This window comes from Pseudomonas sp. GL_117, assembly GCF_057835125.1.
Genome location: NZ_CM174418.1, coordinates 897,567 through 924,355, shown reverse-complemented (window position 1 = coordinate 924,355; position 26,789 = coordinate 897,567). Strand labels below are relative to the sequence as shown.

At 60.4% G+C, this 26,789-nt stretch carries 26 protein-coding genes and 4 tRNA genes; 11 read left to right on the top strand and 19 right to left on the bottom strand.

Features of this window, described 5'->3' with window-relative positions; translation table 11 throughout:
* Nucleotides 1-75: 75 nt before the first annotated feature.
* From AC3ISR_RS04010 to AC3ISR_RS04000, 3 genes are read left to right on the top strand one after another with little or no spacing between them, the layout of a single operon-like run.
* Complete coding sequence (locus AC3ISR_RS04010; RefSeq protein ID WP_003188431.1) at nt 76-705, top strand: DUF1780 domain-containing protein; 630 nt, start codon at nt 76-78, stop codon at nt 703-705.
* Nucleotides 706-759: 54 nt separating this feature from the next.
* The gene (locus AC3ISR_RS04005) at nt 760-933 is read left to right on the top strand and encodes a DUF3094 family protein (RefSeq protein ID WP_064450648.1); all 174 of its coding nucleotides are present in this window, start codon (nt 760-762) and stop codon (nt 931-933) included.
* 60 nt (nt 934-993) lie between these two features.
* Complete coding sequence (locus AC3ISR_RS04000; RefSeq protein ID WP_192297744.1) at nt 994-2,292, top strand: NAD(P)/FAD-dependent oxidoreductase; 1,299 nt, start codon at nt 994-996, stop codon at nt 2,290-2,292.
* A gap of 192 nt (nt 2,293-2,484) precedes the next feature.
* On the opposite strand, the gene AC3ISR_RS03995 is transcribed toward AC3ISR_RS04000, so the two are convergent.
* The 7 genes from AC3ISR_RS03995 to rluD all read right to left on the bottom strand — a co-directional run bounded on the left by AC3ISR_RS03995 (nt 2,485) and on the right by rluD (nt 7,581).
* A tRNA-Pro gene (locus AC3ISR_RS03995) sits at nt 2,485-2,561 on the bottom strand.
* Between the two features lie 94 nt (nt 2,562-2,655).
* Nucleotides 2,656-2,731: transfer RNA gene (locus AC3ISR_RS03990), tRNA-Lys, on the bottom strand.
* 5 nt (nt 2,732-2,736) lie between these two features.
* A tRNA-Pro gene (locus AC3ISR_RS03985) sits at nt 2,737-2,813 on the bottom strand.
* 9 nt (nt 2,814-2,822) lie between these two features.
* Nucleotides 2,823-2,898: transfer RNA gene (locus tag AC3ISR_RS03980), tRNA-Asn, on the bottom strand.
* 303 nt (nt 2,899-3,201) lie between these two features.
* Complete coding sequence (clpB, locus tag AC3ISR_RS03975) at nt 3,202-5,766, bottom strand: ATP-dependent chaperone ClpB (protein ID WP_192297745.1); 2,565 nt, start codon at nt 5,764-5,766, stop codon at nt 3,202-3,204.
* A 130-nt stretch (nt 5,767-5,896) separates the two neighbouring features.
* Entirely contained in the window at nt 5,897-6,622 is a 726-nt protein-coding gene (gene pgeF / locus AC3ISR_RS03970) for a peptidoglycan editing factor PgeF (RefSeq protein WP_463983209.1), read from the bottom strand.
* Complete coding sequence (gene rluD / locus AC3ISR_RS03965; RefSeq protein WP_005784662.1) at nt 6,619-7,581, bottom strand: 23S rRNA pseudouridine(1911/1915/1917) synthase RluD; 963 nt, start codon at nt 7,579-7,581, stop codon at nt 6,619-6,621. Before rluD ends, pgeF begins: the two co-directional genes overlap by 4 nt.
* Before the next feature lie 149 nt (nt 7,582-7,730).
* On the opposite strand from rluD, the gene AC3ISR_RS03960 reads away from it, so the two are divergent.
* A complete protein-coding gene (locus tag AC3ISR_RS03960) occupies nt 7,731-8,756 on the top strand; it encodes an outer membrane protein assembly factor BamD (protein ID WP_192297747.1) in 1,026 nt (341 codons plus the stop codon).
* Between the two features lie 126 nt (nt 8,757-8,882).
* Nucleotides 8,883-9,116, top strand: coding sequence for a PP0621 family protein (locus tag AC3ISR_RS03955; RefSeq protein WP_192297748.1), 234 nt, complete (start codon nt 8,883-8,885; stop codon nt 9,114-9,116).
* Here AC3ISR_RS03955 and thiO read toward each other — a convergent pair.
* The 5 genes from thiO to pilV form a co-directional block, all read right to left on the bottom strand.
* Nucleotides 9,103-10,212: a glycine oxidase ThiO gene (thiO, locus tag AC3ISR_RS03950; RefSeq protein ID WP_463983208.1), complete on the bottom strand. Its 1,110-nt coding sequence runs from the start codon at nt 10,210-10,212 to the stop codon at nt 9,103-9,105. The two genes, AC3ISR_RS03955 and thiO, sit on opposite strands and share 14 nt — an antisense overlap.
* Nucleotides 10,213-10,274: 62 nt before the next feature.
* Nucleotides 10,275-10,676, bottom strand: a complete 402-nt coding sequence (locus AC3ISR_RS03945; protein ID WP_192297750.1) for a type IV pilin protein — start codon at nt 10,674-10,676, stop codon at nt 10,275-10,277.
* Nucleotides 10,677-10,687: 11 nt separating this feature from the next.
* Entirely contained in the window at nt 10,688-11,218 is a 531-nt protein-coding gene (locus AC3ISR_RS03940; RefSeq protein ID WP_463983207.1) for a pilus assembly PilX family protein, read from the bottom strand.
* 9 nt (nt 11,219-11,227) lie between these two features.
* Nucleotides 11,228-11,929, bottom strand: coding sequence for a prepilin-type N-terminal cleavage/methylation domain-containing protein (locus tag AC3ISR_RS03935; RefSeq protein ID WP_489324583.1), 702 nt, complete (start codon nt 11,927-11,929; stop codon nt 11,228-11,230).
* On the bottom strand, nt 11,926-12,399 hold the full coding sequence (pilV, locus tag AC3ISR_RS03930) for a type IV pilus modification protein PilV (RefSeq protein WP_192297841.1): 474 nt from the start codon (nt 12,397-12,399) through the stop codon (nt 11,926-11,928). Before pilV ends, AC3ISR_RS03935 begins: the two co-directional genes overlap by 4 nt.
* A gap of 192 nt (nt 12,400-12,591) precedes the next feature.
* On the opposite strand from pilV, the gene AC3ISR_RS03925 reads away from it, so the two are divergent.
* Nucleotides 12,592-13,173, top strand: a complete 582-nt coding sequence (locus tag AC3ISR_RS03925) for a GspH/FimT family pseudopilin (protein ID WP_192297753.1) — start codon at nt 12,592-12,594, stop codon at nt 13,171-13,173.
* On the opposite strand, the gene ispH is transcribed toward AC3ISR_RS03925, so the two are convergent.
* From ispH to murJ, 6 genes are all read right to left on the bottom strand, one after another.
* Entirely contained in the window at nt 13,127-14,074 is a 948-nt protein-coding gene (gene ispH / locus AC3ISR_RS03920; RefSeq protein WP_192297754.1) for a 4-hydroxy-3-methylbut-2-enyl diphosphate reductase, read from the bottom strand. The genes AC3ISR_RS03925 and ispH overlap by 47 nt on opposite strands.
* Before the next feature lie 179 nt (nt 14,075-14,253).
* Nucleotides 14,254-14,691 (bottom strand): FKBP-type peptidyl-prolyl cis-trans isomerase, encoded by a 438-nt coding sequence (locus tag AC3ISR_RS03915; protein WP_177325344.1) that lies wholly within the window; start codon nt 14,689-14,691, stop codon nt 14,254-14,256.
* 7 nt (nt 14,692-14,698) lie between these two features.
* On the bottom strand, nt 14,699-15,208 hold the full coding sequence (gene lspA, locus AC3ISR_RS03910; RefSeq protein WP_192297755.1) for a signal peptidase II: 510 nt from the start codon (nt 15,206-15,208) through the stop codon (nt 14,699-14,701).
* The gene (gene ileS, locus AC3ISR_RS03905) at nt 15,201-18,032 is read right to left on the bottom strand and encodes an isoleucine--tRNA ligase (RefSeq protein ID WP_192297756.1); all 2,832 of its coding nucleotides are present in this window, start codon (nt 18,030-18,032) and stop codon (nt 15,201-15,203) included. Before ileS ends, lspA begins: the two co-directional genes overlap by 8 nt.
* Nucleotides 18,033-18,046: 14 nt before the next feature.
* Nucleotides 18,047-18,985: a bifunctional riboflavin kinase/FAD synthetase gene (gene ribF, locus AC3ISR_RS03900; protein WP_192297757.1), complete on the bottom strand. Its 939-nt coding sequence runs from the start codon at nt 18,983-18,985 to the stop codon at nt 18,047-18,049.
* A gap of 119 nt (nt 18,986-19,104) precedes the next feature.
* On the bottom strand, nt 19,105-20,643 hold the full coding sequence (murJ, locus tag AC3ISR_RS03895; RefSeq protein WP_463983205.1) for a murein biosynthesis integral membrane protein MurJ: 1,539 nt from the start codon (nt 20,641-20,643) through the stop codon (nt 19,105-19,107).
* 256 nt (nt 20,644-20,899) lie between these two features.
* Between murJ and rpsT the strand changes: the two genes are divergently transcribed.
* Both rpsT and AC3ISR_RS03885 read left to right on the top strand, forming a co-directional pair.
* Nucleotides 20,900-21,178 carry a 30S ribosomal protein S20 gene (gene rpsT, locus AC3ISR_RS03890; RefSeq protein ID WP_003171647.1) on the top strand — a complete coding sequence of 93 codons (279 nt, stop codon included), beginning with the start codon at nt 20,900-20,902 and terminating at the stop codon, nt 21,176-21,178.
* A gap of 185 nt (nt 21,179-21,363) precedes the next feature.
* The gene (locus AC3ISR_RS03885) at nt 21,364-22,401 is read left to right on the top strand and encodes an IS110 family RNA-guided transposase (protein WP_489324582.1); all 1,038 of its coding nucleotides are present in this window, start codon (nt 21,364-21,366) and stop codon (nt 22,399-22,401) included.
* 491 nt (nt 22,402-22,892) lie between these two features.
* On the opposite strand, the gene AC3ISR_RS03880 is transcribed toward AC3ISR_RS03885, so the two are convergent.
* Nucleotides 22,893-23,378 carry an FKBP-type peptidyl-prolyl cis-trans isomerase gene (locus AC3ISR_RS03880; protein WP_017737905.1) on the bottom strand — a complete coding sequence of 162 codons (486 nt, stop codon included), beginning with the start codon at nt 23,376-23,378 and terminating at the stop codon, nt 22,893-22,895.
* On the opposite strand from AC3ISR_RS03880, the gene AC3ISR_RS03875 reads away from it, so the two are divergent.
* The 3 genes from AC3ISR_RS03875 to yihG all read left to right on the top strand — a co-directional run bounded on the left by AC3ISR_RS03875 (nt 23,377) and on the right by yihG (nt 26,746).
* Nucleotides 23,377-23,667, top strand: coding sequence for a DUF3565 domain-containing protein (locus AC3ISR_RS03875; RefSeq protein WP_192297842.1), 291 nt, complete (start codon nt 23,377-23,379; stop codon nt 23,665-23,667). The genes AC3ISR_RS03880 and AC3ISR_RS03875 overlap by 2 nt on opposite strands.
* Nucleotides 23,668-23,746: 79 nt before the next feature.
* Entirely contained in the window at nt 23,747-25,846 is a 2,100-nt protein-coding gene (gene pta / locus AC3ISR_RS03870; protein ID WP_192297759.1) for a phosphate acetyltransferase, read from the top strand.
* On the top strand, nt 25,847-26,746 hold the full coding sequence (yihG, locus tag AC3ISR_RS03865) for a 1-acylglycerol-3-phosphate O-acyltransferase, YihG family (protein ID WP_463984584.1): 900 nt from the start codon (nt 25,847-25,849) through the stop codon (nt 26,744-26,746).
* Nucleotides 26,747-26,789 lie beyond the last annotated feature (43 nt).

Sequence of the window (26,789 nt, the reverse complement as noted above, 5' to 3'; positions counted from 1 at the left end):
GTCGAGTAGGCAGTCTACACCGAGCTTATGCAACGGGACTTCCTGCGGTCATCATTTGAACGCTAAGCTGCAAGCATGGATGACTCAGATTACTTGCGCCTGCTCACGGTAGCGGCCGAACAAGCCAACGCGTTTTTGTCCAATGCCCGCAAATGGGAGCGTGAGCGTTGGGTCTGCCAGCGCCTGCTGCAAGGCTTGAATGTGCCCTACCGCGTTGAAGAGTTCCACGCCGCCGGGCAAGAGCCGCCGGACGTGCTGTTTCGCGACGCCAGCTTCGAAGTATTTTTTGTACTGGATGAAGGCCGGCGCCTGAACGACGAATGGCGCGACGAGTTGCTGCGCCGACGCAGCGCGTTCTCCCTCAGCCAACTGGTGCGCCGTGAAGCCAAGCCGCGGCGGATCCCAGCCCATGAATTCCTGTTGCGCCTGGCGCCGACGCTGCGCAAAAAGGCGCACAACTATAAAGAACGCGGCATGGACCTGGGCGAGCTGGATCTCATCGCCTTCACCAGCCTCAAGCGCGAAGTGCTCGACCTCAACAGCCACTTCCCACCGCCGACGGAATACCTGCGCCAGGGCTGGCGCTCGCTGTCGCTGGTGGGGCCAACGTTTGCACGGGTGCTGTTCGCTCACCCCGACGCGCCGGATTTCTTGCGCAACAACCTGGGCCGCAGCATAGTGTTCGACGTGGGCATCAGCCTCTGAGCCCCCGGACTGTAACGTGGCGCCCTTTTGCAACGTCTACCTGACGAGGCCTTTATGACCAGCCGCCTGAACCCCGATGACCAACAGCATGTCGAAGAGTACCTGCAACTCTCCCAGAACCGAGTCGAGCGCAAGCCTTTCCGGCCGTGGCTGCTCCTCGGCGTGGTGCTGGTTGCAGTGATCGGCCTCGGTCTGTTGAGCCGCCTTTTGAGTTACCTGACGCTATGAGCTGCCTGGCGCTCGCGGGGGTAACTGCTCCGATTTCTTTTAGCCTTGCGAGATACCCCCATGACCCATCGTATTATTATCGTCGGCGGCGGCGCCGGCGGCCTGGAGTTGGCTACCCGCCTGGGTAAGACTCTGGGCAAGCGCGGCACCGCCAGCATCACGCTGGTGGACACCAACCTGACCCACATCTGGAAGCCACTGCTGCACGAAGTGGCCGCCGGCTCGCTGAACTCTTCGGAAGACGAACTCAATTATGTCGCCCAAGCCAAATGGAACCACTTCGAGTTCCAGCTGGGCCGCATGAGCGGGCTTGATCGTGAACAGAAGAAAATCCAGCTGGCCGCCACCCTCGATGAAGAAGGCCGCGAACTGGTGCCCGCGCGCGTACTGGACTATGACAGCCTGGTGATCGCCGTCGGCAGCACCACCAACGACTTCGGCACCGAAGGCGCAGCGCAGCACTGCCTGTTCCTCGACACACGCAAGCAGGCCGAGCGTTTCCACCAGCAATTGCTCAACCACTATCTGCGCGCGCATGCCGGGCAGACTGATGCTGTCGAGCAGATCAGCGTGGCTATCGTCGGTGCCGGCGCCACAGGCGTCGAGCTGGCGGCCGAACTGCATAACGCAGCCCATGAACTGGCGGCCTATGGCCTGGACCGGATCAAGCCGGAAAATATGCACATCACCCTGATCGAAGCCGGCCCACGGGTGTTGCCTGCCCTGCCGGAACGCATCGGTGGACCTGTGCATAAAACCCTGGAGAAGCTCGGCGTGACCGTGCTGACAAACTCGGCGGTCAGCGAAGTAACCGCCGACGCGCTGATTACCAGCAGCGGCCAGGTAATTCCTGCCAGCCTGAAAGTCTGGGCCGCCGGGATTCGCGCACCGGGTTTCCTCAAGGACATCGATGGCCTGGAAACCAACCGCATCAACCAGCTGCAAGTGCTGCCGACGCTGCAAACCACCCGTGACGAGAACATCTTTGCCTTTGGCGATTGCGCCGCCTGCCCGCAGCCGGGCACCGACCGCAACGTACCGCCACGGGCCCAGGCGGCTCACCAGCAGGCTTCATTGCTGGCCAAGTCGCTGAAATTGCGCATCGAAGGCAAGGCCCTGCCGAGCTACAAGTACACCGACTACGGCTCGCTGATTTCGCTGTCGCGTTTTTCCGCTGTGGGTAACTTGATGGGCAACCTCACTGGCAGCGTGATGCTGGAGGGCTGGTTGGCGCGGATGTTCTATGTGTCGCTGTACCGCATGCACCAGATGGCGCTGTATGGCTTCTTTCGCACGGCGATGTTGATGCTGGGTAGCAGGATTGGCCGCGGGACTGAGCCACGCCTCAAATTGCATTAACAACCGGGTCTGGAATGTGACCTGATAAATGTGGGAGCGGGCTTGCTCGCGAATGCGGTGGTTCAGTGCCAGATGTACTGACTGACACACCGCTTTCGCGAGCAAGCCCGCTCCCACATTTGCTTTGCGGTGAATTCAGGTTTTTGCAGGCAAAAAAAATCCCCGTATCTTTCGATACGAGGATTTTTAATATGGTCGGGGTAGGGGGATTCGAACTCCCGACATCCTGCTCCCAAAGCAGGCGCGCTACCGGACTGCGCTATACCCCGGTAATAAAAAGGCGACCTTTCAGTCGCCTTCTTCGATCAGCGCTTTTGGCCTCTGATCTTAAGATTTGATTCCAGCGTTAACTGGTTTCAAAAATGGTGGGTCGTGTGGGATTCGAACCTACGACCAATTGGTTAAAAGCCAACTGCTCTACCAACTGAGCTAACGACCCAAAAATGGTCGGGGTAGGGGGATTCGAACTCCCGACATCCTGCTCCCAAAGCAGGCGCGCTACCGGACTGCGCTATACCCCGATTTGAAATTGGCTCCGTGACCAGGACTCGAACCTGGGACCCAATGATTAACAGTCATTTGCTCTACCGACTGAGCTATCACGGAACAACATATTTCAACGTACAACTTCTACTGCGGTGTAACCTTCTCTTCGACGCTTCCGTATCGCTACGTTGTCGTGTCTGAGGCGCGCTATTCTACAATCTTAAAAACCCCTGTCAACCCTTTAAATTGCTTTTAAGACAATGATTTGCGCTTGTTTCTGATTTCTTCTTGGGGAGAAGAAACCCGTGGGCTGACGTTGCTGCGGGGCGCACTTTACAAGCCTTTTCCTTACAGTTCAACGCCCTATCGAAAAAAAAAGGCCCCGCGATGCGGGGCCTTCTTTTATTACGCCAGTGAAGAGGCTTAGTGGAAGACGATTTCGTCGTTTTCCACGGTCGCTTCGACGCTGGTGCCAGGCATGAAGCTGCCCGACAGGATCAGCTGCGCCAGCGGGTTCTCGATCCAGCGCTGGATCGCACGTTTCAGAGGCCGTGCGCCATACACCGGGTCGTAACCAACCGCGATCAACTTGTCCAACGCCTCGCTGCTCAGCACCAGGTCCAGCTCGCGCTCGGCGAGGCGGCTGCGCAGACGACCCAGCTGGATCTCCGTGATACCGGCGATCTGATCCCGCGCCAGAGGCTCGAAGATCACCACTTCATCGACCCGGTTGATAAATTCCGGGCGGAAGTGACTGGTCAGCGCATCCATCACCGCAGCACGCTGGCCTTCACGATCTCCGACCAACTCCTGGATCTGCGCAGAGCCCAGGTTGGAGGTCATCACGATCACCGTGTTGCGGAAGTCCACGGTACGTCCGTGGCTGTCCGTCAGCCGGCCATCTTCCAACACCTGCAGCAACACGTTGAACACGTCCGGGTGGGCCTTCTCGACCTCGTCCAGCAGGATCACCGAGTAAGGCTTACGCCGCACGGCTTCGGTCAGGTAGCCACCTTCCTCGTAGCCCACATAGCCTGGTGGCGCACCGATCAAACGAGCCACCGAGTGTTTCTCCATGAATTCGGACATATCGATCCGCACCATGGCCTCTTCAGTATCAAAGAGGAACTCGGCCAAGGCCTTGCACAACTCGGTCTTACCCACGCCGGTTGGGCCGAGGAACATGAACGAGCCGCTCGGACGGTTCGGGTCGGACAACCCGGCCCGCGAACGCCGTACCGCGTTGGACACAGCCACCACGGCTTCTTCCTGGCCAATCACACGCTGGTGCAACAGGCTTTCCATCTTCAGCAGCTTGTCGCGCTCGCCTTCGAGCATTTTCGACACTGGAATGCCGGTCCACTTCGAGACGACTTCGGCAATTTCTTCCTCGGTCACCTTGCTGCGCAGCAACTGGTTCTCGCTGTGGCCATGCTGGTCGACCATTTGCAGGCTGCGTTCCAGGTCCGGGATCACCCCGTACTGCAACTCGGCCATGCGGTTCAGGTCGCCTTTACGGCGCGCTGCTTCCAGCTCCTGGCGGGACTGCTCGATTTTCTGCTGGATCTGCGCAGAGCCCTGCACTTCGGCTTTTTCCGAAGTCCAGATTTCTTCCAGGTCCGAATACTCGCGTTCCAGACGGACGATTTCTTCCTGGAGTTTTTCCAGGCGTTTCTTCGCCGCGTCGTCCTCTTCTTTCTTCAGGGCCTGGGATTCAACTTTAAGTTGAATCAGACGCCGATCCAGACGGTCGAGCACTTCCGGCTTGGAGTCAATCTCCATGCGAATGCGGCTGGCCGCTTCGTCGATCAAGTCGATGGCCTTGTCGGGCAACTGCCGGTCGGTGATATAGCGATGGCTCAATTTCGCCGCCGCAATGATCGCGCCGTCAGTGATGGCCACTTTGTGGTGGACCTCATAACGCTCTTTCAGGCCACGCAGGATCGCGATGGTGTCTTCTTCGCTCGGCTCTTCCACCAGCACTTTCTGGAAGCGACGTTCAAGGGCCGCGTCCTTTTCAATGTACTGGCGATACTCGTTGAGCGTAGTGGCACCGACACAATGCAACTCACCCCGCGCCAACGCTGGCTTGAGCATGTTGCCCGCATCCATCGAGCCCTCGCCTTTACCAGCGCCGACCATGGTGTGCAGTTCGTCGATAAACAGAATGATCTGCCCTTCCTGCTTCGACAGTTCATTCAGCAGGGATTTGAGGCGCTCTTCGAACTCACCACGGAACTTGGCGCCAGCGATCAACGCCCCCATGTCCAGGGACAGCAGGCGCTTGCCTTTAAGGCCGTCCGGCACTTCACCATTGATGATGCGCTGGGCCAGACCTTCGGCAATCGCGGTTTTACCCACGCCAGGCTCACCGATCAGCACCGGGTTGTTCTTGGTGCGACGTTGCAGGACCTGGATGGTGCGACGGATTTCATCGTCACGCCCGATCACCGGGTCAAGCTTGCCGTCTTCGGCGCGCTTGGTCAGGTCGACGGTGTATTTGTCCAGGGCCTGGCGCGACTCCTCATGATTGGGGTCGTTCACCGCGTCGCCGCCACGCAGGTTGTTGATGGCGTTTTCCAGGGCTTTCTTGCTCACGCCCTGGCCCAGCAACAACTTGCCGAGTTTGCTGTTTTCGTCCATGGCGGCGAGCAGCACCAGTTCGCTGGAGATGAACTGGTCGCCCTTTTGCTGGGCCAGGCGGTCCGCTTGGTTAAGCAGGCGCGCCAAGTCCTGGGACATATTCACGTCGCCGGTCGGATTTTGGATTTTCGGCAATTGGTCGAGCTCTTTGCTCAACTCCTTGCGCAGGCTGTTGACGTCGAAGCCCACCTGCATCAGCAAGGGCTTGATAGAACCACCTTGCTGCTCCAGGAGCGCCTGCATCAAGTGCGCAGGCTCAATGGCCGGATGGTCGAGGCCCACCGCCAGGGATTGAGAGTCAGATAATGCCAACTGTAATTTGCTGGTTAAACGATCAATACGCATTAGTCACCTTCCTTTTGAGCAGGCCGGAGCTATAAAACATCCTGAATGAAGAAACCTGCCAGATACCCTTATAGATGGGGTGGATTCTGGGAGTTTCAAGCGTCGGACAGTTGACCTGGGTCAGAAGAGTCTAGCGTGCAAGCCAGATAAGGGAGGCAAACCGACCAGTGCGAGGACTGCGGCGGTAAGAAAAGAAGCGCGGATCGGTCACGGTGCAGAAACCGCCACCATAAACAGCGGTTACACCGCGTGCGGCAAGGCGCAGGCGCGCGAGCTTATAGATGTCGGCCATGAACTTGCCGGGGTTGCGACTGGGCACGAAAGCTTCAGCGGTGATCGGCAATTGCTGCATGAAGGCTTCCCGCACTTCCGGGCCGACTTCAAACGCTTGCGGACCAATGGCCGGGCCGAGCCAGACCAGAACCTCGCCGGGTTCGGCATCCAGGCTTTCAAAAGCGGCTTCCAGCACGCCAGCCGCGAGGCCACGCCAACCGGCATGGGCTGCGGCGACGCGAGTACCGGCACGGTTGCAGAACAACGCGGGCAGGCAATCGGCAGTCATGGACGTGCAGGCAATACCTGGGGTGCTGGTCCAACTGCCATCGGCTTCAGCGGTGCGGTCTGGGTCGGCTTCGACCACGGTCACACCATGAACCTGACGCAGCCAGGCCGGCCGGACATCGAACGCATCGCTCAGACGGCGGCGATTCTCGAGGACGGCCTCCAGGCTGTCCTCGACGTGATCGCCCAGGTTGAGGCTGTCGAACGGCGCCAGACTGACGCCGCCCGCACGGGTGGTGACGCAGGCCTTTACCCGAGCCGGCGCGGGCCAGTCAGGAATCAGCCAGTCACTCATCCGATAAACGCCTCGCGATCCTGCTTGAGCAACGACAACAACCAGACCAGATCGTCTGGTAGAGGCGATTCCCAGCTCATCCGCTTACCGCTCGTCGGATGATCCAGTTCCAGGAAGCGTGCATGCAGCGCCTGGCGCGGGAACGACTTCAGCGACTCAACCATGGTCTGACTTGCCGCTGGCGGAATGCGGAAGCGACCGCCGTAGGCCGGATCCCCGACCAACGGGAAGTTGATGTGGGCCATGTGCACACGAATCTGGTGGGTACGACCGGTTTCCAGCTTGACCCGCACGTGGGTGTGGGAACGGAAACGCTCCAGCACACGGTAGTGGCTGACGGCTTGCTTGCCGCCTTCCATCACCGCCATACGCTGGCGCTGCTGGCCGTGACGACCGATCGGCGCGTTGATCTTGCCACCGGCCACCACGACGCCGATCACGATGCATTCGTAGATACGGCTGACGCTGCGGCTCTGCAGTTGTGTGACCAGCTGCGTCTGCGCCTGAATGGTCTTGGCCACCACCATCAAGCCGGTGGTGTCTTTGTCCAGACGGTGCACGATACCGCAGCGCGGGACATTGATGATGTCCGGCACGTGGTGCAACAGGGCATTGAGCAAAGTGCCATCAGCGTGCCCAGCTGCCGGGTGAACCACCAGGCCTGCGGGTTTGTTGATGACCAGGATGTCGTCGTCTTCATAGACGATGTCCAGCTCGATGTCCTGGGCGACCCATTCTCCCTGGGCTTCCTGCTCGGCAGTCAGCTCAAGAATCGCACCGCCATGGACTATGTCTCGCGGGCGGATAACCGCTCCATCCACAGTCAGGCGGCCGTCTTTGATCCAGGCGGAAAGGCGCGAGCGCGAGTGCTCAGCGAATAATTGTGCGGCGACTTGATCGAGGCGTTGGCCGCCCAATTCGGACGGCACCTCTGCGCGAAGTTCAATTTTATCGGACATGCTCAGACTAGGCGTGGCACAGCCTTTGGTTTCGGCTGCGCGCTTGTGGTTAAATACGGCGTCTTTTGCCCCGAGGCTTTCAACGGGGCGCTCATCATAACAGGACGGCCCCGCCCAAGACAGCGGCCGTCATAGGGACGCAAGCCGCCATGCAAGTGAAACACCTGCTGCTGATCGCCATCCTCGCCATGACTGCTGCTTGCTCGTCAACAAAGGAAGTCGTCGACGAAAACCTGAGCGAAGTCGAGTTGTACCAACTGGCTCAGAAAGACTTGGACAATAATAGCTACACCAGCGCCACAGCGAAGCTGAAGGCACTGGAGTCGCGCTATCCGTTCGGGCGCTACGCCGACCAGGCCCAGCTTGAGTTGATCTACGCCAACTACAAGAACGCCGAGCCGGAAGCCGCCAAGTCCGCCGCCGAGCGTTTTATCCGCCTGCACCCACAGCACCCGAACGTTGACTACGCCTACTACCTCAAGGGCCTGACCTCGTTTGACCAGGACGTCGGCCTGCTGGCGCGCTTCCTGCCGCTGGACATGACCAAGCGTGACCCAGGCGCTGCCCGCGACTCCTACAACGAGTTCGCCCAGCTGACCAGCCGCTACCCGAACAGCCGCTACGCGCCGGACGCCAAGCAGCGCATGATCTACCTGCGCAACCTGCTGGCGTCCTACGAGATCCACGTGGCCCACTACTACCTGACCCGTCAGGCCTATGTCGCTGCCGCCAACCGTGGCCGCTATGTCGTGGAGAACTTCCAGGAAACCCCGTCCGTCGGTGACGGCCTGGCCGTGATGACCGAGGCTTACCAGCGCCTGCACCTGGACGCCCTGGCCACCACCAGCCTGGAAACCCTGAAGCTCAACTACCCGGATCACCCAAGCCTGAAAGACGGCCAGTTCGTACCCCAGGTCGCCGAAGCGGACAACCGCTCGTGGCTGAGCAAGTACACCCTGGGCCTGATCGAGTCCCGTCCACCACTGCCGCCGGGCGAAACCCGCGCCAACCAGGACGTGATGAAGCAGTTCCAGGATGCCAAGGAAGCGATTCCTTCGGAGCTCAAGCCCCACGACGAGAACGGCGACGTGATCGAAGAAGAAGCCCCGCAAGCCCTGGGCAACAATCAGGACCGCTCGTGGTTCAGCTACATGACCTTCGGTGTGTTCGACTGATCTGTTGACGCAACGCAAAAAGGGAGCCCTTGGGGGCTCCCTTTTTTGTGGGCAAGCATTATTGCGCTGTGCGCCTGCCATGTCCTTGGCTAAACTGGCGCATTCCTTGTCGAGAAGCTGCCCATCATGGTTCGTCTACTGTTCTGGATTGCCGTCATTGCCGCCGCAGTATGGTTCTGGCGTAAATTCAAAAGCCCGGCTGCCAAACAGCAGCGCTCCGCCGAGCCCGACGCGGCATTGATGGTGCGCTGCGCCCACTGCGGCGTGCACCTGCCGCAGGATCGCGCATTGAACTCACGCCAGGAGTGGTACTGCACCCAGGCGCATCTGGAGCAAGGGCCGAAGTCTATCCAGCGTTGATCCGACCGTCGGGAGCGTACGGCGCCGGGTCGATGATCGGCGCACGTCCCAGCAGCAGATCCACAAACAACTGGCAGGATGCCGGAGCAAGCACCAGGCCGTTGCGATAATGCCCGCAGTTGAGCCACAAACCGTTGAAACCCGGCACCTGGCCAATATATGGAATGCCTTCCGGCGACCCCGGACGCAAGCCGGCCCAATGCCCCACCACCTCGGCGTCGGCCAACGCGGGGATCAACTCCACCGCTGAAGCCTTGAGGCTTTCCAGTGCCGCTTCGGTTGGCGTCTTGTCGAAACCTTCATGCTCCAATGTGCTGCCAATCAAGATATGTCCATCACGCCGAGGGATCGCATAACGCCCCTTGGCCAGGACCATGCACGACAAAAAGTCCGACGCGCATTTGTACAGAATCATCTGCCCCTTGACCGGCTCTACCGGCAGCGACAGCCCCAGGGTGCCGAGCAACTCACCGCTCCACGCCCCCGCCGCCAGCACCACCTGATCACCCAGGACCGGGCCACTCGGTGTGTTCACGCCGATCACGCGCTCACCCTCCCGAACAAACCCGCTCACTTCGCACTGCTCATGGAGCGTCACGCCCGGCAGCGCCAACAGCGCCGCCTTGAGCGACTTGACCAGCCGAGGATTGCGCACGTTGGCCACGTTGGCCATGAACACCGCCTGGGAATATCCGCTGCCCAGCACCGGCACCGCGTCATGGGCGGCGCAGACATCCACCTTGCTCAAAGGACGACCTTCGCGTGCAGCCCAGGCAAGCGCCTCGGCCTCATCATCCAGGTCGAGCCAGTACAAGCCGGTGGTATGTACCTCCGGGTCAACACCAGTCGTAGCAAACAGGCGCTGCGCCAACTGTGGATAAAAATCCTGCGACCAATGGGCCAGCGCGGTGACCGCCGGGCTGTAGCGCCACGGGTACAACGGCGAAACAATACCGCCGCCGGCCCAGGACGACTCCTGCCCCACGCCCGCACGCTCCAGCAGCACCACCGCCTGCCCCTGAGAGGCCAGGTTGAACGCCGTCAACAAGCCGATTACGCCACCACCGACAACCACCACCTGCTGTTGCTTAGCCATCATTTGATCCAGCCGATAAATAGGGACAAGCGCACCCGGCGCCCAATCTTCCAGCACTCTCATCACTGCCCCCAGCACAGCTTGCGCGACATGTCCGGCGCTGCGCCAGGGTTGGCCCGGGCGCCGGTGCTGGTCAGGCTGAAGTCGCCGCAAGGGTCGCCGGCCATCACCGAGTCGACGGCAGGCGTAGCCACCAGGCGGAAATCCTGAGGGTTCAATGCAGCGGTGATTCTATAGCGATCATTGCCCGCACTGATGCCGCTGGCGTCAATAAAAGTACCGTTGCTCGTATAAAAACGTTCCAGATGCTGGGCCTGCTCGTTCAGCAGGGCGACGATTTCTGCGCGATAAACCTTTTTTATATGGCCGGTGTAGCTGGGGTAAACGATCCCGGCCAGCAACCCGATGATCGCCACGGCGATCAGTAATTCGATCAGGGTAAAACCCTGGCTATCCCTGCCCATCACACCACTCCTTATTGAACCTGCCGCCACGCTACCCGCCGAAACCGTGGGCCGCCCTCCTCCCTCAGCCGCGCATACACGCTCTCCAGCACCGTGCGTGATTGGCCGCTGAGCCCGACAGCCGTCACCCGATACACATTGGCCACAGCCTGTGGCGGCAAATGCGCCAGCCCCACCGCTTCCCCAAGGGACTGAATGCCGTAGAAACCACCCTTGAGCGCGATCCAGTCAACGCCAGAAACCGGGTTCGCCCCAGCGCCAATCAATAGAAGCGCTTCACCCGGGGGCGCACAGGTGGCAACCGACTGGCACACCGGCAAGGCGGCAAACGCCCGTTGCACGCTGGACTCCCCCAACCTCAGGCCACTCTCGGCGCTTTGCAGCGACTGATTGCGATGCCAGAGGCTGGCTGCCATCTTTTGCTGGGACACCGCGCCTTGCATCGAAGACAGGCCGATCAGCGACAACAGCAGCAGAAACACCAGGCTGATCAGCAGGACCATCCCCGCCTGCCGCACACCAATACGTTGAATCATTTCCATGCTCGCGCCCTACCCCAGACGGTTTCGTAGCGCGGCGACGACGCTGTAGGTTTGATCCTTTACCCGCCCGGAAGGGTCTTGCAGCGTCATCCGGATGCGCACACTGCGGATCAACGACTCGTCCCCGGGGCTGGTGTCGTAACGCACCACACCGGGCGACTCCGGCTTGGCGGCCAAACCAAAACTGATCTCGAAATTGCGCACGTTATCCACCAGCACGGCCTTGGCCGGTGCGGTGGGCGTACTGACCTTCAACTGGCCCGCCTCGAATGTGTAGGTGAGTTGGCGTATCGCAAAACGAATCTGCCCGGGAGCAGGCGCCGGTCCGTGCGCAGCGTAAGCCTGGGCCCTTGCGGTGCAGTCGGAAAGCACCGTCCAGTCCGGCGTGCCACCAGCGACATCAGCCGTCACCAACATCAGCGCCGTTGACCCGCTACCGGCACTCCAGCCCACTGGCCGATCAAAGGCCGGCGGGGCGTTGTCGATAAACGCCGTGGCCAGGCAGCCGAACATGCCGGCCTGGCGAATATCCTGAACCATCTTGCCCAGGACAAACCGCGCATCGTCCTGCAGCAGCATGGCTGCCTGCTGGCTGGCGTGTGTCATGCGAGCGCTGACCGCGACCTGGCGGGCCCCGAGCACCAGCACCAGACCAACGGCCAGTGCCAGCAGCAGTTCCACCAGGCTAAAACCTCGCACAGGACGCTTCATTGCGCCCCCGCCATACGGCTGGTCAGCGTGAATGTTTCACGGGCGCCCGGGGTATGGGTGCCCCGACTGTCGTCCCAAGTGATGCTGACGGTGACTTGATCATCGCTGACCACCACCGAGCCTTTGGCGCTCTCTCCGGCAAAGCCGCGGATATTGGCTTCGAAATCATGCAGGTCCAGGTCACGCACGCTGGAGGAAGGGCTGCTGAGCGGGGCGCGCTCGGCGCGTCCCCAGGTGTAGTCAGCGGTGGAATTGGCGCGGATCCGGTCAAGCATGTCGTACGCGATAAAACTCGCCTGGCTGGCCATCCTCGAGCTGTCGGTGTACTTGAGCGCATTGAGCTGGATAAGCGCCGCACCCAGCAGACCGATCGTGAGGATCGACAGCGCAACCAGCACTTCGATCAGTGTCGTGCCGGTTTGGCATCGACGTGAAGCATGGGAAAAAACATTGTTGGGGCAGGCGGGCATCACCATCGTCATCCGTGTCGAGGGCCAAAAAAAGCAGGCAAATCCTGCTGTGCGAACCAAGACTAGCGGCGGTTTTTACCGCGTGCCGCTGCCGGAACAAAGGGAAATACTTTGGACAAAAAGGCCATCATCCAGCGCCACGGACTGGGCGCTATACCTATCACTGCACCCAAATCCATGGAGGGATGACCGATGAAACAGCGAGGTTTCACCTTGATTGAATTGCTGCTCGCGCTGATCGTGAGCGGCATCCTGGCGCACCTGGCGGTCCCCAGCTTCAAGCATCTTCTGCAATCGCAACAACGACACAGCGCAGCACAGTCGCTAGTGGGAGGGCTGCGCTTTGCCCGCACCGAGGCCATTGCACACAACCGGGCGGTGGTGATTCACGCGCTGGGCGATGATTGGAGCCGGGGCTGGCGGGTGATATTGGATCTGAGCGGGCGCGGCCACCTGGACGAGGACAACCCGGTGCTGCTGGAGCACCAGGACAGCGGACAGGTGCCGATGGTCGGCAATGGGCCAGTGAAGAACCAAGTCCGCTTCAGCGGGCTGGGCGAACCGGTCTTTTCAGGCGGAGGGTTTCGGGCAGGGACGGTACACGTATGTACCACGGACCAGGCGGAGAGCCTTTACCAAGTGGTGCTGGCGCCCAGCGGGCGCATCAGCCTGCGCAGCGACAGGGCCGAGCAGGCGCTGTGCCGGAGCTACTCCGGCAGCCTGGCGCTCAGAGCAGCGAGCGAACCCGCAGCTCCTTGGGCATGGAGAAAGTGATGTTTTCTTCACGACCAGCCAACTCATCGGCGCCAGTGGCACCCCATGCGTGCAGTTGCTGGATCACACCACGCACCAATACTTCCGGAGCCGAGGCACCGGCGGTGATGCCGATACGCTCGACACCATCGAACCAGCTGCGCTGCATGTCTTCTGCGCCGTCGATCAGGTACGCCGGCGTGGCCATGCGTTCGGCCAACTCCCGCAGGCGGTTGGAGTTGGAGCTGTTGGGGCTGCCGACCACCAGGACCACATCGCACTCGTCGGCCAGTTGCTTGACCGCGTCCTGGCGGTTTTGCGTGGCGTAGCAGATGTCATCTTTACGCGGGCCACCGATGGCCGGGAAGCGGCTGCGCAGGGCGTCGATCACCCGGCTGGTGTCGTCCATGGACAAGGTCGTCTGGGTCACGAATGCCAGGCGCTCGGGGTTGCGCACCTGCAGGTTGGCGACGTCTTTTTCGTCCTCCACCAGGTAGATGGTGCCGCCATTGCTGGCATCGTACTGGCCCATGGTGCCTTCGACTTCCGGGTGCCCGGCGTGGCCGATCAGGATGCACTCACGGCCGTCACGGCTATAGCGCGCCACTTCGATATGCACCTTGGTCACCAGCGGGCAGGTGGCATCGAAGACTTTCAGGCCACGGCCTGCCGCTTCGGTACGCACTGCCTGGGAAACACCGTGGGCGCTGAAGATGACGATCACGTCGTCCGGCACCTGATCCAGCTCTTCGACAAAGATGGCGCCGCGTGCGCGCAGGTCTTCGACCACGAACTTGTTGTGGACAACTTCATGGCGCACGTAAATCGGCGGCCCGAAGACTTCCAGGGCGCGGTTGACGATTTCGATCGCACGGTCCACGCCGGCGCAGAAGCCACGGGGGTTGGCGAGTTTGATTTGCATGCTGTGCCTCGTGTCTTGCAGCCACTTGGGTTCAAGCTAGACGCCAACCCACCTGACAGTAGAGATCAAAGGTGGGAGCGGGCTTGCTCGCGAATGCGGTGGGTCAGTAAATACATCTGTTGACTGACACTCAGCATTCGCGAGCAAGCCCGCTCCCACATTTTTAACCGTGTCGTTGATCAGAGCGCTTTAACGTCGATGATTTCAACGTCAAAGGTCAAGGTTTTACCGGCCAACGGGTGGTTGAAGTCGATGGTTACTTGCGTGTCATCGAAGGTTTTCACCACGCCAGGCAATTCGGTGTTCGCCGCGTCATTGAAGATCACCAGCAAGCCTTCCGAAAGGTCCATGCCTTCGAACTGCGAACGCGGGATGATCTGTACGTTTTGCGGGTTGGGCTGGCCAAAGGCGTTTTCCGGCAGGATCTGCAGGTTGCGCTTGTCGCCAGCCTTGAAGCCGAACAGGGCCGCTTCGAAACCCGGCAGCAGGTTGCCGTCGCCGACCTTGAAGGTGGCCGGGGCTTTGTCGAACGTGCTGTCGACCGTGTCGCCATTCTCCAGGCGCAGTGCGAAATGCAAGGTGACTTCCGTGTTCTGGCCGATGCGTTGCTCAGCCAATACCTGATCAGTCATTGACGGTCTCTCCGGTTTTCTTACTTTTGAACATGTCCAACGCCAGCATGATTGCACCGACGGTGATGGCGCTGTCGGCAAAGTTGAACGCCGGGAAATACCAGCGGTTCTGCCAATGCACCAGAATGAAGTCGATCACATGGCCCAGGGCAATGCGGTCGTAAAGATTGCCCAGCGCGCCGCCCAGCACCAGAGCCAGGGCGACAGCCAGCCAGGTGTCATCGCGGCCCAGGCGCTTGAGCCACACCACCAGCACCGCACTGACCACAACGGCGATCAGGGCGAACAGCCAGCGCTGCCAGCCGCCACCATCAGCCAGGAAGCTGAAAGCAGCACCGGTGTTGTAGGCCAGGGTCCAGCTGAAGTAATCCGGGATGACCACGATCTGCTGGAACATCTGCAAGGAGCCTTCGAAATGAGCCTTGCTGACCTGGTCGATGACCAGGACCAGCACGCTCAGTACGAGCCAACCCAGACGTCCGAAACGACTGGCGTTAGGCATAGTGGCGAACCTCGCCAGCGCCCGAGATGTTGTCGACGCAACGACCACAGATCTCCGGATGCTCAGGGTTCACGCCGACGTCTTCACGGCAGTGCCAGCAACGGGCGCACTTGGCGAAGGCCGACTTGACCACTTTGAGCTTCAGGCCTGGAACTTCGGTAGCGACCGCATCCGTTGGAGCCTGGGCGAAGGGTGCCAGGCTCGCAGTGGAGGTGATCAGCACGAAACGCAGTTCGTTGCTCAGCTTGGCCAGGTCGGCGCTCAAGCCTTCCTCGGCGAACAGGGTGACTTCGGCTTGCAGGTTGCCACCGACGGCCTTGGCCGCACGCTGCACTTCCAGCTCCTTGTTCACCGCGACCTTGACGGCCATCACGCCTTCCCAGTACTCGCGGCCCAGTTCGAAGTCGGCCGGCAGTTCGGTCAGGCCTTCGTACCAGGTGTTGAGCATCACGGACTCGTTACGCTCGCCCGGCAGGTATTCCCACAGTTCGTCGGCGGTGAAGGCCAGGATCGGCGCGATCCAGCGCACCAGTGCTTCGCTGATGTGGTACAGCGCGGTCTGCGCCGAGCGGCGCGCCTTGCTGTTGGCGCCGGTGGTGTACTGGCGGTCCTTGATGATGTCGAGGTAGAAACCACCCAGCTCCTGCACGCAGAAGTTGTGGATCTTCGAGTACACGTTCCAGAAGCGGTATTCACCGTAGCTTTCCTGCAACTCGCGCTGCAGCAACAGGGTACGGTCCACGGCCCAACGGTCCAGGGCGAGCATGTCCTCGGCCGGCAGGATGTCGGTGGCCGGGTTGAAGCCGGTCAGGTTCGACAGCAGGAAGCGTGCGGTATTACGGATGCGACGGTAGGCATCGGCGCTACGGGCCAGGATCTGGTCCGACACGGCGATTTCGCCCGAATAGTCGGTCGACGCTACCCAAAGACGCATGATGTCGGCGCCCAGGGTGTCATTGATCTTTTTCGGCTCGATCACGTTTTTCAGCGACTTGGACATCTTGCGACCCGTCTCGTCGACGGTGAAGCCGTGGGTCAGCAATTCGCGGTACGGGGCGTGGTCGTCGATGGCGCAACCGGTCAGCAGGGACGAGTGGAACCAGCCACGGTGCTGGTCCGAGCCTTCCAGGTACAGGTCGGCACGCGGGCCGGTCTCGTGACCCATCGGGTGCGAGCCGCGCAGGACGTGCCAGTGAGTGGTACCCGAGTCGAACCACACGTCGAGGGTGTCACTGATCTTGTCGTACTGCGGCGCTTCGTCGCCCAACAGTTCGGCCGCGTCCATCTTGAACCAGGCTTCGATGCCTTCCTGTTCAACACGCTGAGCAACGATTTCCATCAGCTCGACGGTGCGTGGGTGCAGTTCGCCGCTTTCCTTGTTCAGGAAGAACGGGATCGGCACGCCCCAGTTACGCTGGCGGGAGATGCACCAGTCCGGGCGGTTGGCGATCATCGAGTGCAGGCGCGCCTGGCCCCAGGCCGGGACAAACTTGGTGTCTTCGATGGCTTTGATTGCGCGGTTGCGCAGGGTGTCACCGCTGGCCGGCTCTTTGTCCATGCCGATGAACCACTGCGCGGTGGCGCGGTAGATCAGCGGGGTCTTGTGGCGCCAGCAGTGCATGTAGCTGTGCTGGATGGTCGCGGTTTGCATCAGCGCACCGACTTCACGCAGCTTCTCGATGATCGGCTGGTCGGCCTTGAAGATGAACTGGCCGCCGAAAAACTCCAGCGAAGTCGCGTAGACGCCGTTGCTCTGCACGGGGTTGATGATGTCATCGTTGACCAGGCCGTACTTCTTGCAGATCACAAAGTCGTCTACGCCGTAGGCTGGCGAGCAGTGAACCACGCCCGTGCCCGAACCCAGCTCAACATAGTCGGCCAGGTAAACCGGCGACAGACGGTCGTAGAACGGGTGACGGAAATTGATCAGTTCCAGCGCTGTGCCGGTGGTGGTCGCGATGACCGAACCCTGCAGCTCGTAACGGGCCAGGCAGGCCTCAACCATTTCCTCGGCCAGTACCAGCAGGCGATCACCGACGTCCACCAGGGCGTAGGTGAATTCCGGGTGCACGTTCAACGCCTGGTTGGCAGGGATGGTCCACGGGGTGGTGGTCCAGATCACGATGGCGGCGGGTTTGGCCAGCGATGCCAGGCCAAAGGCCTCGGCCAGCTTGGCGTCGTCGGCAATCGGGAAGGCCACGTCGATGGTCGAGGACTTCTTGTCTTCGTACTCGACTTCCGCTTCGGCCAGGGCCGAACCGCAGTCGAAGCACCAGTTCACGGGCTTGAGGCCCTTGAACACGAAACCGCCCTTGACGATTTCGGCCAAGGCGCGGATTTCACCGGCCTCGTTCTTGAAGTTCATGGTCTTGTAGGGGTTGTCCCACTCGCCCAGCACGCCCAGGCGGATGAATTCGGACTTCTGCCCTTCGATCTGCTCGGTGGCGTAGGCACGGCACAGTTCGCGGGTTTTATCCGCGCCCAGGTTCTTGCCGTGGGTCACTTCGACCTTGTGTTCGATCGGCAGGCCGTGGCAGTCCCAACCCGGCACATACGGCGCGTCGAAGCCCGACAGGGTTTTCGAGCGCAGGATCATGTCCTTGAGAATCTTGTTCAGCGCATGACCGATGTGAATCGTGCCGTTGGCATAAGGAGGGCCGTCGTGCAGGACGAATTTCGGACGATCCTTGCCAATCTCGCGCAACTTTCCGTACAGGCCAATACTGTCCCAGCGCTGCAGGATCTGCGGTTCGCGCTGTGGCAGGCCGGCCTTCATTGGGAAGGCGGTGTCCGGAAGGTTTAGCGTGGCTTTATAGTCGGTCATTTAAGGCTCTTCGGTTAGCGATGGGCGCTAGGTGCGGCTAGTGCACGGGCGGCGGCGACATCCGCATTGATCGCCGTTTTCAACGCCTCAAGGGAGGCGAAACGCTGCTCTTCACGCAGCTTCTGGTGGAAAACCACCGTCAAACGCCGGTCATACAGATCACCGGCAAAATCCAAAAGATGAACTTCCAGGTGGGCCTTGCCATCACCTGCAACCGTGGGCCTGACGCCTATGTTGGCGACTCCCGGCCACGGTTGGCCGTCGATGTCGACACTGACCAGGTATACCCCGGTGAGCGGCACACGACGGCGCTTGAGTTGCACGTTGGCGGTTGGCGTGCCCAGTTGGCGCGCCAGCTTCTGGCCGTGCAGTACCCGCCCGGCAATGCGGAACGGGCGACCGAGCAGACGCTCGGCCAAGGCGAAGTCGGCAGCGGCCAGGGCGTTACGCACCTGGGTGCTGCTCACGCGCAGGCCATCGAGTTCGACGGTTTGCGCGGCTTCGACGGTAAACCCCTGGTTGACGCCTGCGTGTTGCAGGAAATCGAAATCACCGACGCGGTCGCAACCAAAACGGAAGTCGTCGCCGACCTCCAGGTGCTGTACGCCCAGGCCATCGACCAGGATACGGTCGACGAACTCGGCGGCGCTGAGGCTCTGCAAACGCTGGTTGAAGGCCAGGCAGAGGACGCGGTCCACGCCTTCTTCGGCCAGCAGTTGCAGTTTGTCGCGCAGGCGCGCCAGACGCGCCGGAGCGGTCTCGGGAGTAAAGTATTCCCGCGGCTGTGGCTCAAAAATCACCACGCAGCTGGGTACGCCCAACTCGACCGCACGCTCGCGCAGCCTGGCCAGGATAGCCTGGTGGCCACGGTGAACACCGTCAAAGTTGCCAATAGTGGCGACGCAGCCCCGATGCCGGGGGCGCAGGTTGTGGAGACCTCGAACCAGCTGCATAACGCGCTTCTTGCTCATAAAGTGGTCGATTATAACCACACCCGGCCCCGGACGACAGGCAACAGAACAGGCCAAATGGATCGAATCGATAAAACAATGGTTTTATCGCCGCAAACGCTCTAACTGATCGACTTGCGATTGAAATCCCGCAGGCGGAAGCCTTGCAACAGCAACATCCCGAAGTACACCACCACCCCCGCGACCACCAGCACACCCAGGCGCATGAAGCGCTCCAGCATGTGGCCCTGGTCCCAGGCGGGCATGAAGTGCATCAGGCCCAGCAATACCGCCGACATCGCCGCGACCGCCACCAGCAGTTTCAGGGCAAACATGCCCCAGCCCGGCTGCGGCTGGAACATCTGCTGCTTGCGCAGTTGATAAAACAGCAGGCCGGCGTTGATGCATGCCCCCGCACTGATGGCCAGAGCCAGCCCGGCGTGGGCCAACGGGCCGATAAACACCAGGTTGAGCAGTTGCGTGACGATCAGCGTGAAGATCGCGATCTTCACCGGCGTGCGAATGTTCTGCTGGGCATAGAAGCCCGGTGCCAGCACCTTGATCACGATGATGCCAAGCAGGCCGACGGAGTAGGCGATCAACGCATGCTGGGTCATCAGGGCGTCATGGGCATCGAACTGCCCGTACTGGAACAGCGACACCGTCAGCGGCTCGGCCAGGATGCCAAGCGCCAGGGAGCATGGCAGCACCAGCACAAAGCACAGGCGCAGCCCCCAATCGAGGATACGTGAATATTCCTGACGATCCTTGCTGGCATAGGTGCGCGCCAGCGTCGGCAGCAAGATAGTGCCCAAGGCCACGCCGAGCACGCCGGACGGCAATTCCATCAGACGGTCGGCGTAGTACATCCACGACACCGACCCCGAGACCAGCAGCGAAGCAAATGCGGTGTTGATGATCAGGGAAATCTGACTGACCGATACGCCGAGGATCGCCGGCAACATATTGCGCATCACACGCCAGACGCCGGCGTCCTTGAGGTTGAGACGCGGCAGTACGAGCATGCCGATCTTTTTCAGGTGCGGCAGTTGGTAGAGCAATTGCGCCAGGCCACCAGCCAGTACGGCCCAGCCCAGGGCCATGACCGGCGGATCGAAGTACGGCGTCAGGAACAGCGCGAAGATGATCATGCTGACGTTCAGCAGGGTCGGCACGAACGCCGGCACCGAGAAGCGGTTCCAGGTGTTGAGGATTGCCCCGGCCAGGGATGACAGGGAAATCAGCAATATATAAGGAAAGGTCACCCGCAACAGGTCGGTGGTCAGCGTGAATTTTTCCGGGGTGTTGGCAAAACCGGGGGCCGTGGCCCAGATCACCCAGGGCGCAGCGAGCATGCCAAGGATGGTCACCAGCATCAGCACCAGGGTCAGCAGACCGGAGACGTAGGCAATGAAGGTGCGGGTCGCCTCCTCGCCTTGTTGGGTCTTGTATTCAGCCAGGATCGGCACGAACGCCTGGGAAAATGCGCCCTCGGCGAAGATCCGCCGCAGCAGGTTGGGCAGTTTGAAGGCAATAAAGAAGGCATCCGTGGCCATGCTTGCGCCAAAAATGCGGGCCAGCAGAGTGTCACGCACAAAGCCCAGAACCCGGGAAATCATGGTGATGGAGCTGACGGCGGCCAACGATTTGAGGAGGTTCATTGAAAGAGTTTGCGCCTATTAGATAAACAGCAGGCGAACAACGCGCCTACTTATGCGATACTGCGCGCCTGCAAAACAGCACAGAGCCAAAGCTCGCGAGTTTACAGGTCAAGCGCCGGAAATAAATCACCCGCCTCTTCAGATCGACCACTCAGCAGTTCGCATCAACCGCCCTTGACAACCAATCAACTCATCGGCATGATTCGCGGCCTATTTTGTTTGCTATTTCCTAAAAAGTCTTTCGAGGAGCTCGACGGTGGCCAACACACCTTCCGCCAAAAAACGTGCAAAACAGGCTGAGAAGCGTCGCAGCCACAACGCCAGCCTGCGTTCCATGGTTCGTACCTACATCAAGAATGTAGTTAAAGCCATCGACACCAAAGACGCTGAAAAAGCTCAAGCAGCTTACGTTCTGGCTGTGCCAGTTATCGACCGTATGGCCGATAAAGGCATCATCCACAAGAACAAGGCCGCTCGTCATAAGAGCCGTCTGAATGGCCACATCAAGGCTCTGAACGTCGCTGCAGCAGCCTAAGTGGTAACAACTGCCGCGTAACCCAGGTTACGCAACAGTTAAGAAATGCCCCGTACCGAAAGGTCCGGGGCATTTTTGTTTGCGCCCGAAAATACTTGTAGTAATGGAATGGACGCCCCCTTCCTAACGGCATCTATGTGCCAAAGTGAAAGTGTTACCCACACTTAACGGAAGGGAGCGTCCACATGAAGCTTACGACTGTTTCGATTGACTTGGCAAAAGCAGTGTTTCAACTTCACGCCATCGACGAACAAGGCAAGACGGCGCTGAAGAAACAGCTTAAACGTGAGCAGGTTGTGCCTTTTTTTGCCACGCTAGAACCGTGTTTGATTGGCATGGAGGCCTGCGGTGGCGCTCATTATTGGGCAAGAAAGCTGCATTCTCTTGGCCATACGGTCAAGCTGATGGCGCCGCAATTTGTGAAACCCTATGTGAAGTCGAACAAGAATGATGCGGCCGATGCAGAGGCAATCTGTGAAGCCGTCACTCGACCCAATATGCGCTTTGTGCCAGTTAAAACGGTTGAGCAACAAGCCATCCTTGCCGTACATCGTGCGCGCCAAGGTTTTGTAAAAGCCCGGACGGCGCAAGCTAATTCGATTCGCGGGCTTCTTGCTGAGTTTGGCGTGGTCTTGCCACAAGGAATCAGGCATATCAACGAGCGTTTGCCAGGCATTTTGGAAGATTATGAAAACGACCTTCCTGGATCTTTTCGTCAACTGATGCAGCGCTTGCACGAACATCTAAAAGAGCTGGACCGACAAGTCGTTGAGTTGGAGCGAGAGATCCAACAATGGCATCGCGCCAACGAGGCCAGTTGCCGCTTGGCAGAAATGCCAGGAGTGGGACCACTCACCGCGACAGCTCTGGTGGCGTCGGTGGGGGACGCAAAAAACTTCGCTAATGGCCGGCAAATGGCGGCCTGGCTCGGGTTGGTGCCGCGACAACACTCCAGCGGAGGAAAGCCCACATTATTGGGGATCAGCAAGCGGGGAGATGGCTATTTACGCACCTTGCTGGTTCATGGCGCTAGGTCAGTCGTTCGCGTGGTGGAAAGTAAGACAGACCCTTCAGCGGATTGGTTGAAGGGGTTATTGGCGCGTCGTAACACTAACGTCGCGGTTGTGGCACAGGCGAATAAAACGGTTCGAATAGCCTGGGCATTATTGGCCCACGGCAGCAGGTTCCGCCTCGACTACACCCCAGATGTAACAGGGGCGTAGTCGGGGCGGTTGAACAAAGGCAGTGATGCATTGGAAAGGAATACTTCCAAGGTTGCTCAGGCGATCATAACGTGATGGCAAGACAGGTAGGACCGGGATCGGGTAATTCTGCTCCGCTCACAGCGCTTCGAGCGCGTTGTAGTGATAAGAACCCGATCAGCGAATTCCATCAGGGACAGAGGTACAGCCTCACTTAAAGTCCGGATGTATGGCTGCAACCTTATCCCGTCTGCGTTTTCACGATTTGAGAGCTTGGCATACTGGGGGCGTCCATGTATGAGCGGGCTTGCCCGCGCTGGGTGGCGACGCCGCCCCAAACGGTCCGCCGCGGTGTTTCAGAGAGACCGAGGTGATTGGATTTGGGGCGGCTTCGCCACCCAGCGCGGGGCAAGCCCGCTCACTACAAAAGCCCGGCCGCCACAAAATACGGGCACAAAAAAAACGCCCCGAACAGGTCGGGGCGTTTTGCTAGCAGCTGATCAATACATCGATCAGTGCTGGTGACCGCCTTCACCGTGGACGTGGCCGTGAGCCACTTCTTCCTGGGAAGCGTCGCGGATGGCAACGATCTTCACTTGGAAGTTCAGGCGCTGGCCAGCCAGCGGGTGGTTGCCGTCAACGGTAACGTCGTCGCCGTCCAGATCACGGATGGTCACGATCTGCATTTGGCCGTCCGGCGCGGAAGCGTGGAACTGCATGCCCACTTCCAGCTCGTCAACGCCTTCGAACATGCTGCGGCTCAGGGTGCTGACCAGTTCGGCCGAGTACTCGCCATAAGCATCTTCAGGTTCTACGGCAACGGTCAGTTCGTCACCGACGCTCTTGCCTTCCAGAGCCTTTTCCAGGCCTGGGATGATGTTACCTGCGCCTTGCAGGTAGACCAGCGGCGCGCCGCCGGCGGAGCTGTCGATGACCTCACCAGCGTCGTTGGTCAGGGTATAGTCGATGGAGACAGCCTTGTTAGCGGCGATCGTCATGGGGCGAGACCTTTTGCATAAGAATGAAGAACGGACAAGTCTAAACAAGGATTTGCCCGAAAGCGAACACAACCCGGACAGACGGGGTCGCACACGCGACTCGACGGTCATCGGTTTTCATCTGGACGACGACCAACACTGGGTCGCCGAGCTCTCCTGCGGCCACACCCAACACCTGCGCCACCAGCCGCCCTGGCAAACCCGCGCCTGGGTCCTGGACCCCGCGCAACGCCTGGAAAAAATAGGCCAGCCCTTTGCCTGCGGCTGGTGTGCGCAAGCACGCGAATAACGATAACCTTGGCACCTGATTCGCGGTAGACGCTCAGCCATAGAGCGCCACCCAAGCCATGCACCTCCAGAGAATCCGCATGCAGACTTTTTTTATCGCGCCCACCGATTTTGGTGTGGGTCTGACCTCCATCAGCCTTGGGCTGGTGCGTACCCTTGAGCGGGCCGGGCTGAAAGTCGGGTTCTTCAAGCCGATTGCCCAGCCGCACCCCGGCGACACCGGCCCCGAGCGCTCCACCGAACTGGTGGCACGCACCCACGGCCTCAAACCGCCACAACCCTTGGGCCTGGCCCATGTCGAGCGCATGCTCGGCGACGGCCAACTCGACGAGTTGCTCGAAGAAATCATCACCCTCTACCAGCAGGCCGCAGTCGGCAAGGACGTACTGATCGTCGAAGGCATGGTGCCGACCCGCAGCGCCAGCTATGCGGCGCGGGTCAACCTGCACCTGGCCAAGAGCCTGGATGCCGAAGTGATCCTGGTCTCGGCCCCGGAAAACGAAGTGCTCACCGAACTTTCCGGCCGCGTGGAATTGCAGGCCCAACTGTTCGGCGGCCCGAAAGACCCGAAAGTCCTCGGCGTGATCCTCAACAAGGTGCGCACCGACGAAAGCATGGAAGCCTTCTCCGCCCGCCTGAAAGAACACTCACCGTTACTGCGCAGCGGCGACTTTCGCCTGCTCGGCTGCATTCCCTACCAACCGGAACTCAACGCCCCGCGCACCCGCGACGTGGCCGACCTGATGGGCGCACAGATCCTCAACGCCGGCGACTACGAAAGCCGGCGCATGACCAAGATCATCATCTGCGCGCGCACCATGCGTAACACCGTAGAACTGCTCAAGCCCGGCGTGCTGGTGGTGACTCCCGGCGACCGCGACGACATCATCCTCGCCGTCAGCCTGGCCGCGATCAACGGCGTGCCCCTGGCCGGCCTGCTGCTGACCAGCGACACCCTGCCCGACCCGCGCATCATGGATCTGTGCCGTGGCGCATTCCAGGCCGGGCTGCCAGTGTTGTCGGTGAGCACCGGCTCCTACGACACCGCCAACCAGCTCAATAGCCTCAACAAAGAAATCCCCATCGATGACCGCGAACGCGCGGAGATCATCACCGATTTCGTCGCCAGCCACCTTGATGCGCGCTGGCTGCACCAACGCTGCGGCACGCCACGGGAGATGCGCCTGTCGCCGGCGGTGTTCCGCTACCAACTGATCCAGCGCGCCCAGGCGGCCAACAAGCGCATCGTGCTGCCCGAAGGCAGCGAACCGCTGACCGTGCAGGCCGCCGCGATTTGCCAGGCCCGCGGGATTGCGCGCTGCGTGCTGCTGGCCAAACCGGCGGACGTGGAAGCCGTCGCCCGCGCCCAGGGCATCGAATTGCCCGAGGGCCTGGAGATCCTCGACCCGGACCTGATCCGCCAACGCTACGTCGAACCCATGGTGGCCCTGCGCAAGAGCAAGAGCCTCAATGCGCCGATGGCCGAGCAGCAACTGGAAGACACCGTGGTGATCGCCACCATGATGCTCGCGCTGGATGAAGTGGATGGCCTGGTCTCCGGCGTCATCCACTCCACCGCCAACACCATCCGCCCTGCCCTGCAACTGATCAAGACCGCGCCGGGCTGCACCCTGGTGTCGTCGGTGTTCTTCATGCTGTTCCCCGAGCAGGTGCTGGTGTACGGCGACTGCGTGATGAACCCGCACCCGAGTGCGGCGGAACTGGCGGAAATCGCCCTGCAAAGTGCCGACTCGGCCGCCGCGTTCGGGATTACGCCGCGCGTGGCGATGATCAGCTATTCCAGCGGTGATTCGGCCAGCGGTGAAGAAGTCGAAAAAGTCCGCGAAGCCACCCTGCTCGCCCACGAGCAGCAAAGCTCGCTGCTGATCGACGGCCCGCTGCAGTACGACGCCGCCGCCAACGAAAACGTTGCGCGGCAATTGGCCCCCAACAGCCAGGTCGCCGGCAAGGCCACGGTGTTCGTGTTCCCTGATCTCAACACCGGCAACACCACCCACAAGGCCGTGCAACGCAGCGCCGACTGCGTGAGCCTGGGGCCGATGCTCCAGGGCCTGCGCAAACCGGTCAACGACCTGCCACGTGGCGCCCAGGTGGACGACATCGTGTACACCATCGCACTGACTGCGATCCAAGCCGCCAACCGACCTATGGATATTTAAATGCTGGCTTTCCTACCTGCCGCCGTGCGCGGGGTGATCGCGTCGCTGTTGTTGGCGCTGAACACCATTCTGTTGTGTTCGTTCCTGTTTATCGTGGCCCTGTTCAAGGCGCTGCCGTTCGCCAAGCGCTTCAGCGAATGGCTGATGAACCACACCCACGAAGCCTGGGTCACCAACAACAAAGGCTGGATGAATCTGGTTCGTCGCACACGCTGGCACCTGAGCGGCCTGGAAGGCCTGGACTACCAGCACTCGTATTTGGTGACCAGCAATCACCAGAGCTGGGTCGACATCATGGTGTTGCAGTACGTGCTCAATCGGCGCATTCGCCCACTGAAGTTCTTCCTCAAGCAGGAGCTGATCTGGGTCCCGGTGATCGGTCTGGCGTGGTGGGCCTTGGGCTTTCCGTTCATGAAGCGCTACAGCAAGGCATACCTGGAGAAGCACCCGGAAAAGAAAGGCAAGGACCTGGAAACCACCCGCAAGACCTGTGCGAAGTTTCGCGACAACCCGGTGGGTATTTTCAACTTTGCTGAAGGCACGCGGTTTACCCCGGGCAAGCATGCGCAGCAGAAATCGCCGTTCCGCTATCTGCTCAAGCCCAAGGCCGGTGGCATTGCGTTTGTGCTGGATGCGATGGGGGAGCAGTTGAAGTCATTGGTCAATGTGACCATTCACTACCCGGCCGGGCGCCCTGGTTATTGGGATTTGCTGTGCGGGAATGTGCAGGACGTTGTGGTGCAGTTTGAAGAGGTGCAGATCCCGGCCGAGTTCATTGGCAAGAATTATGAGCAGGACGGGGAGTACCGGACGGCCTTCCAGGGCTGGATCAACCAGCTATGGGAAGAAAAAGACCAACTGCTGGAAAAACTGCACACACAATTCCCAGGCAAACACTGATCAAAATGTGGGAGCGGGCTTGCTCGCGAAAGCGGTGTATCAG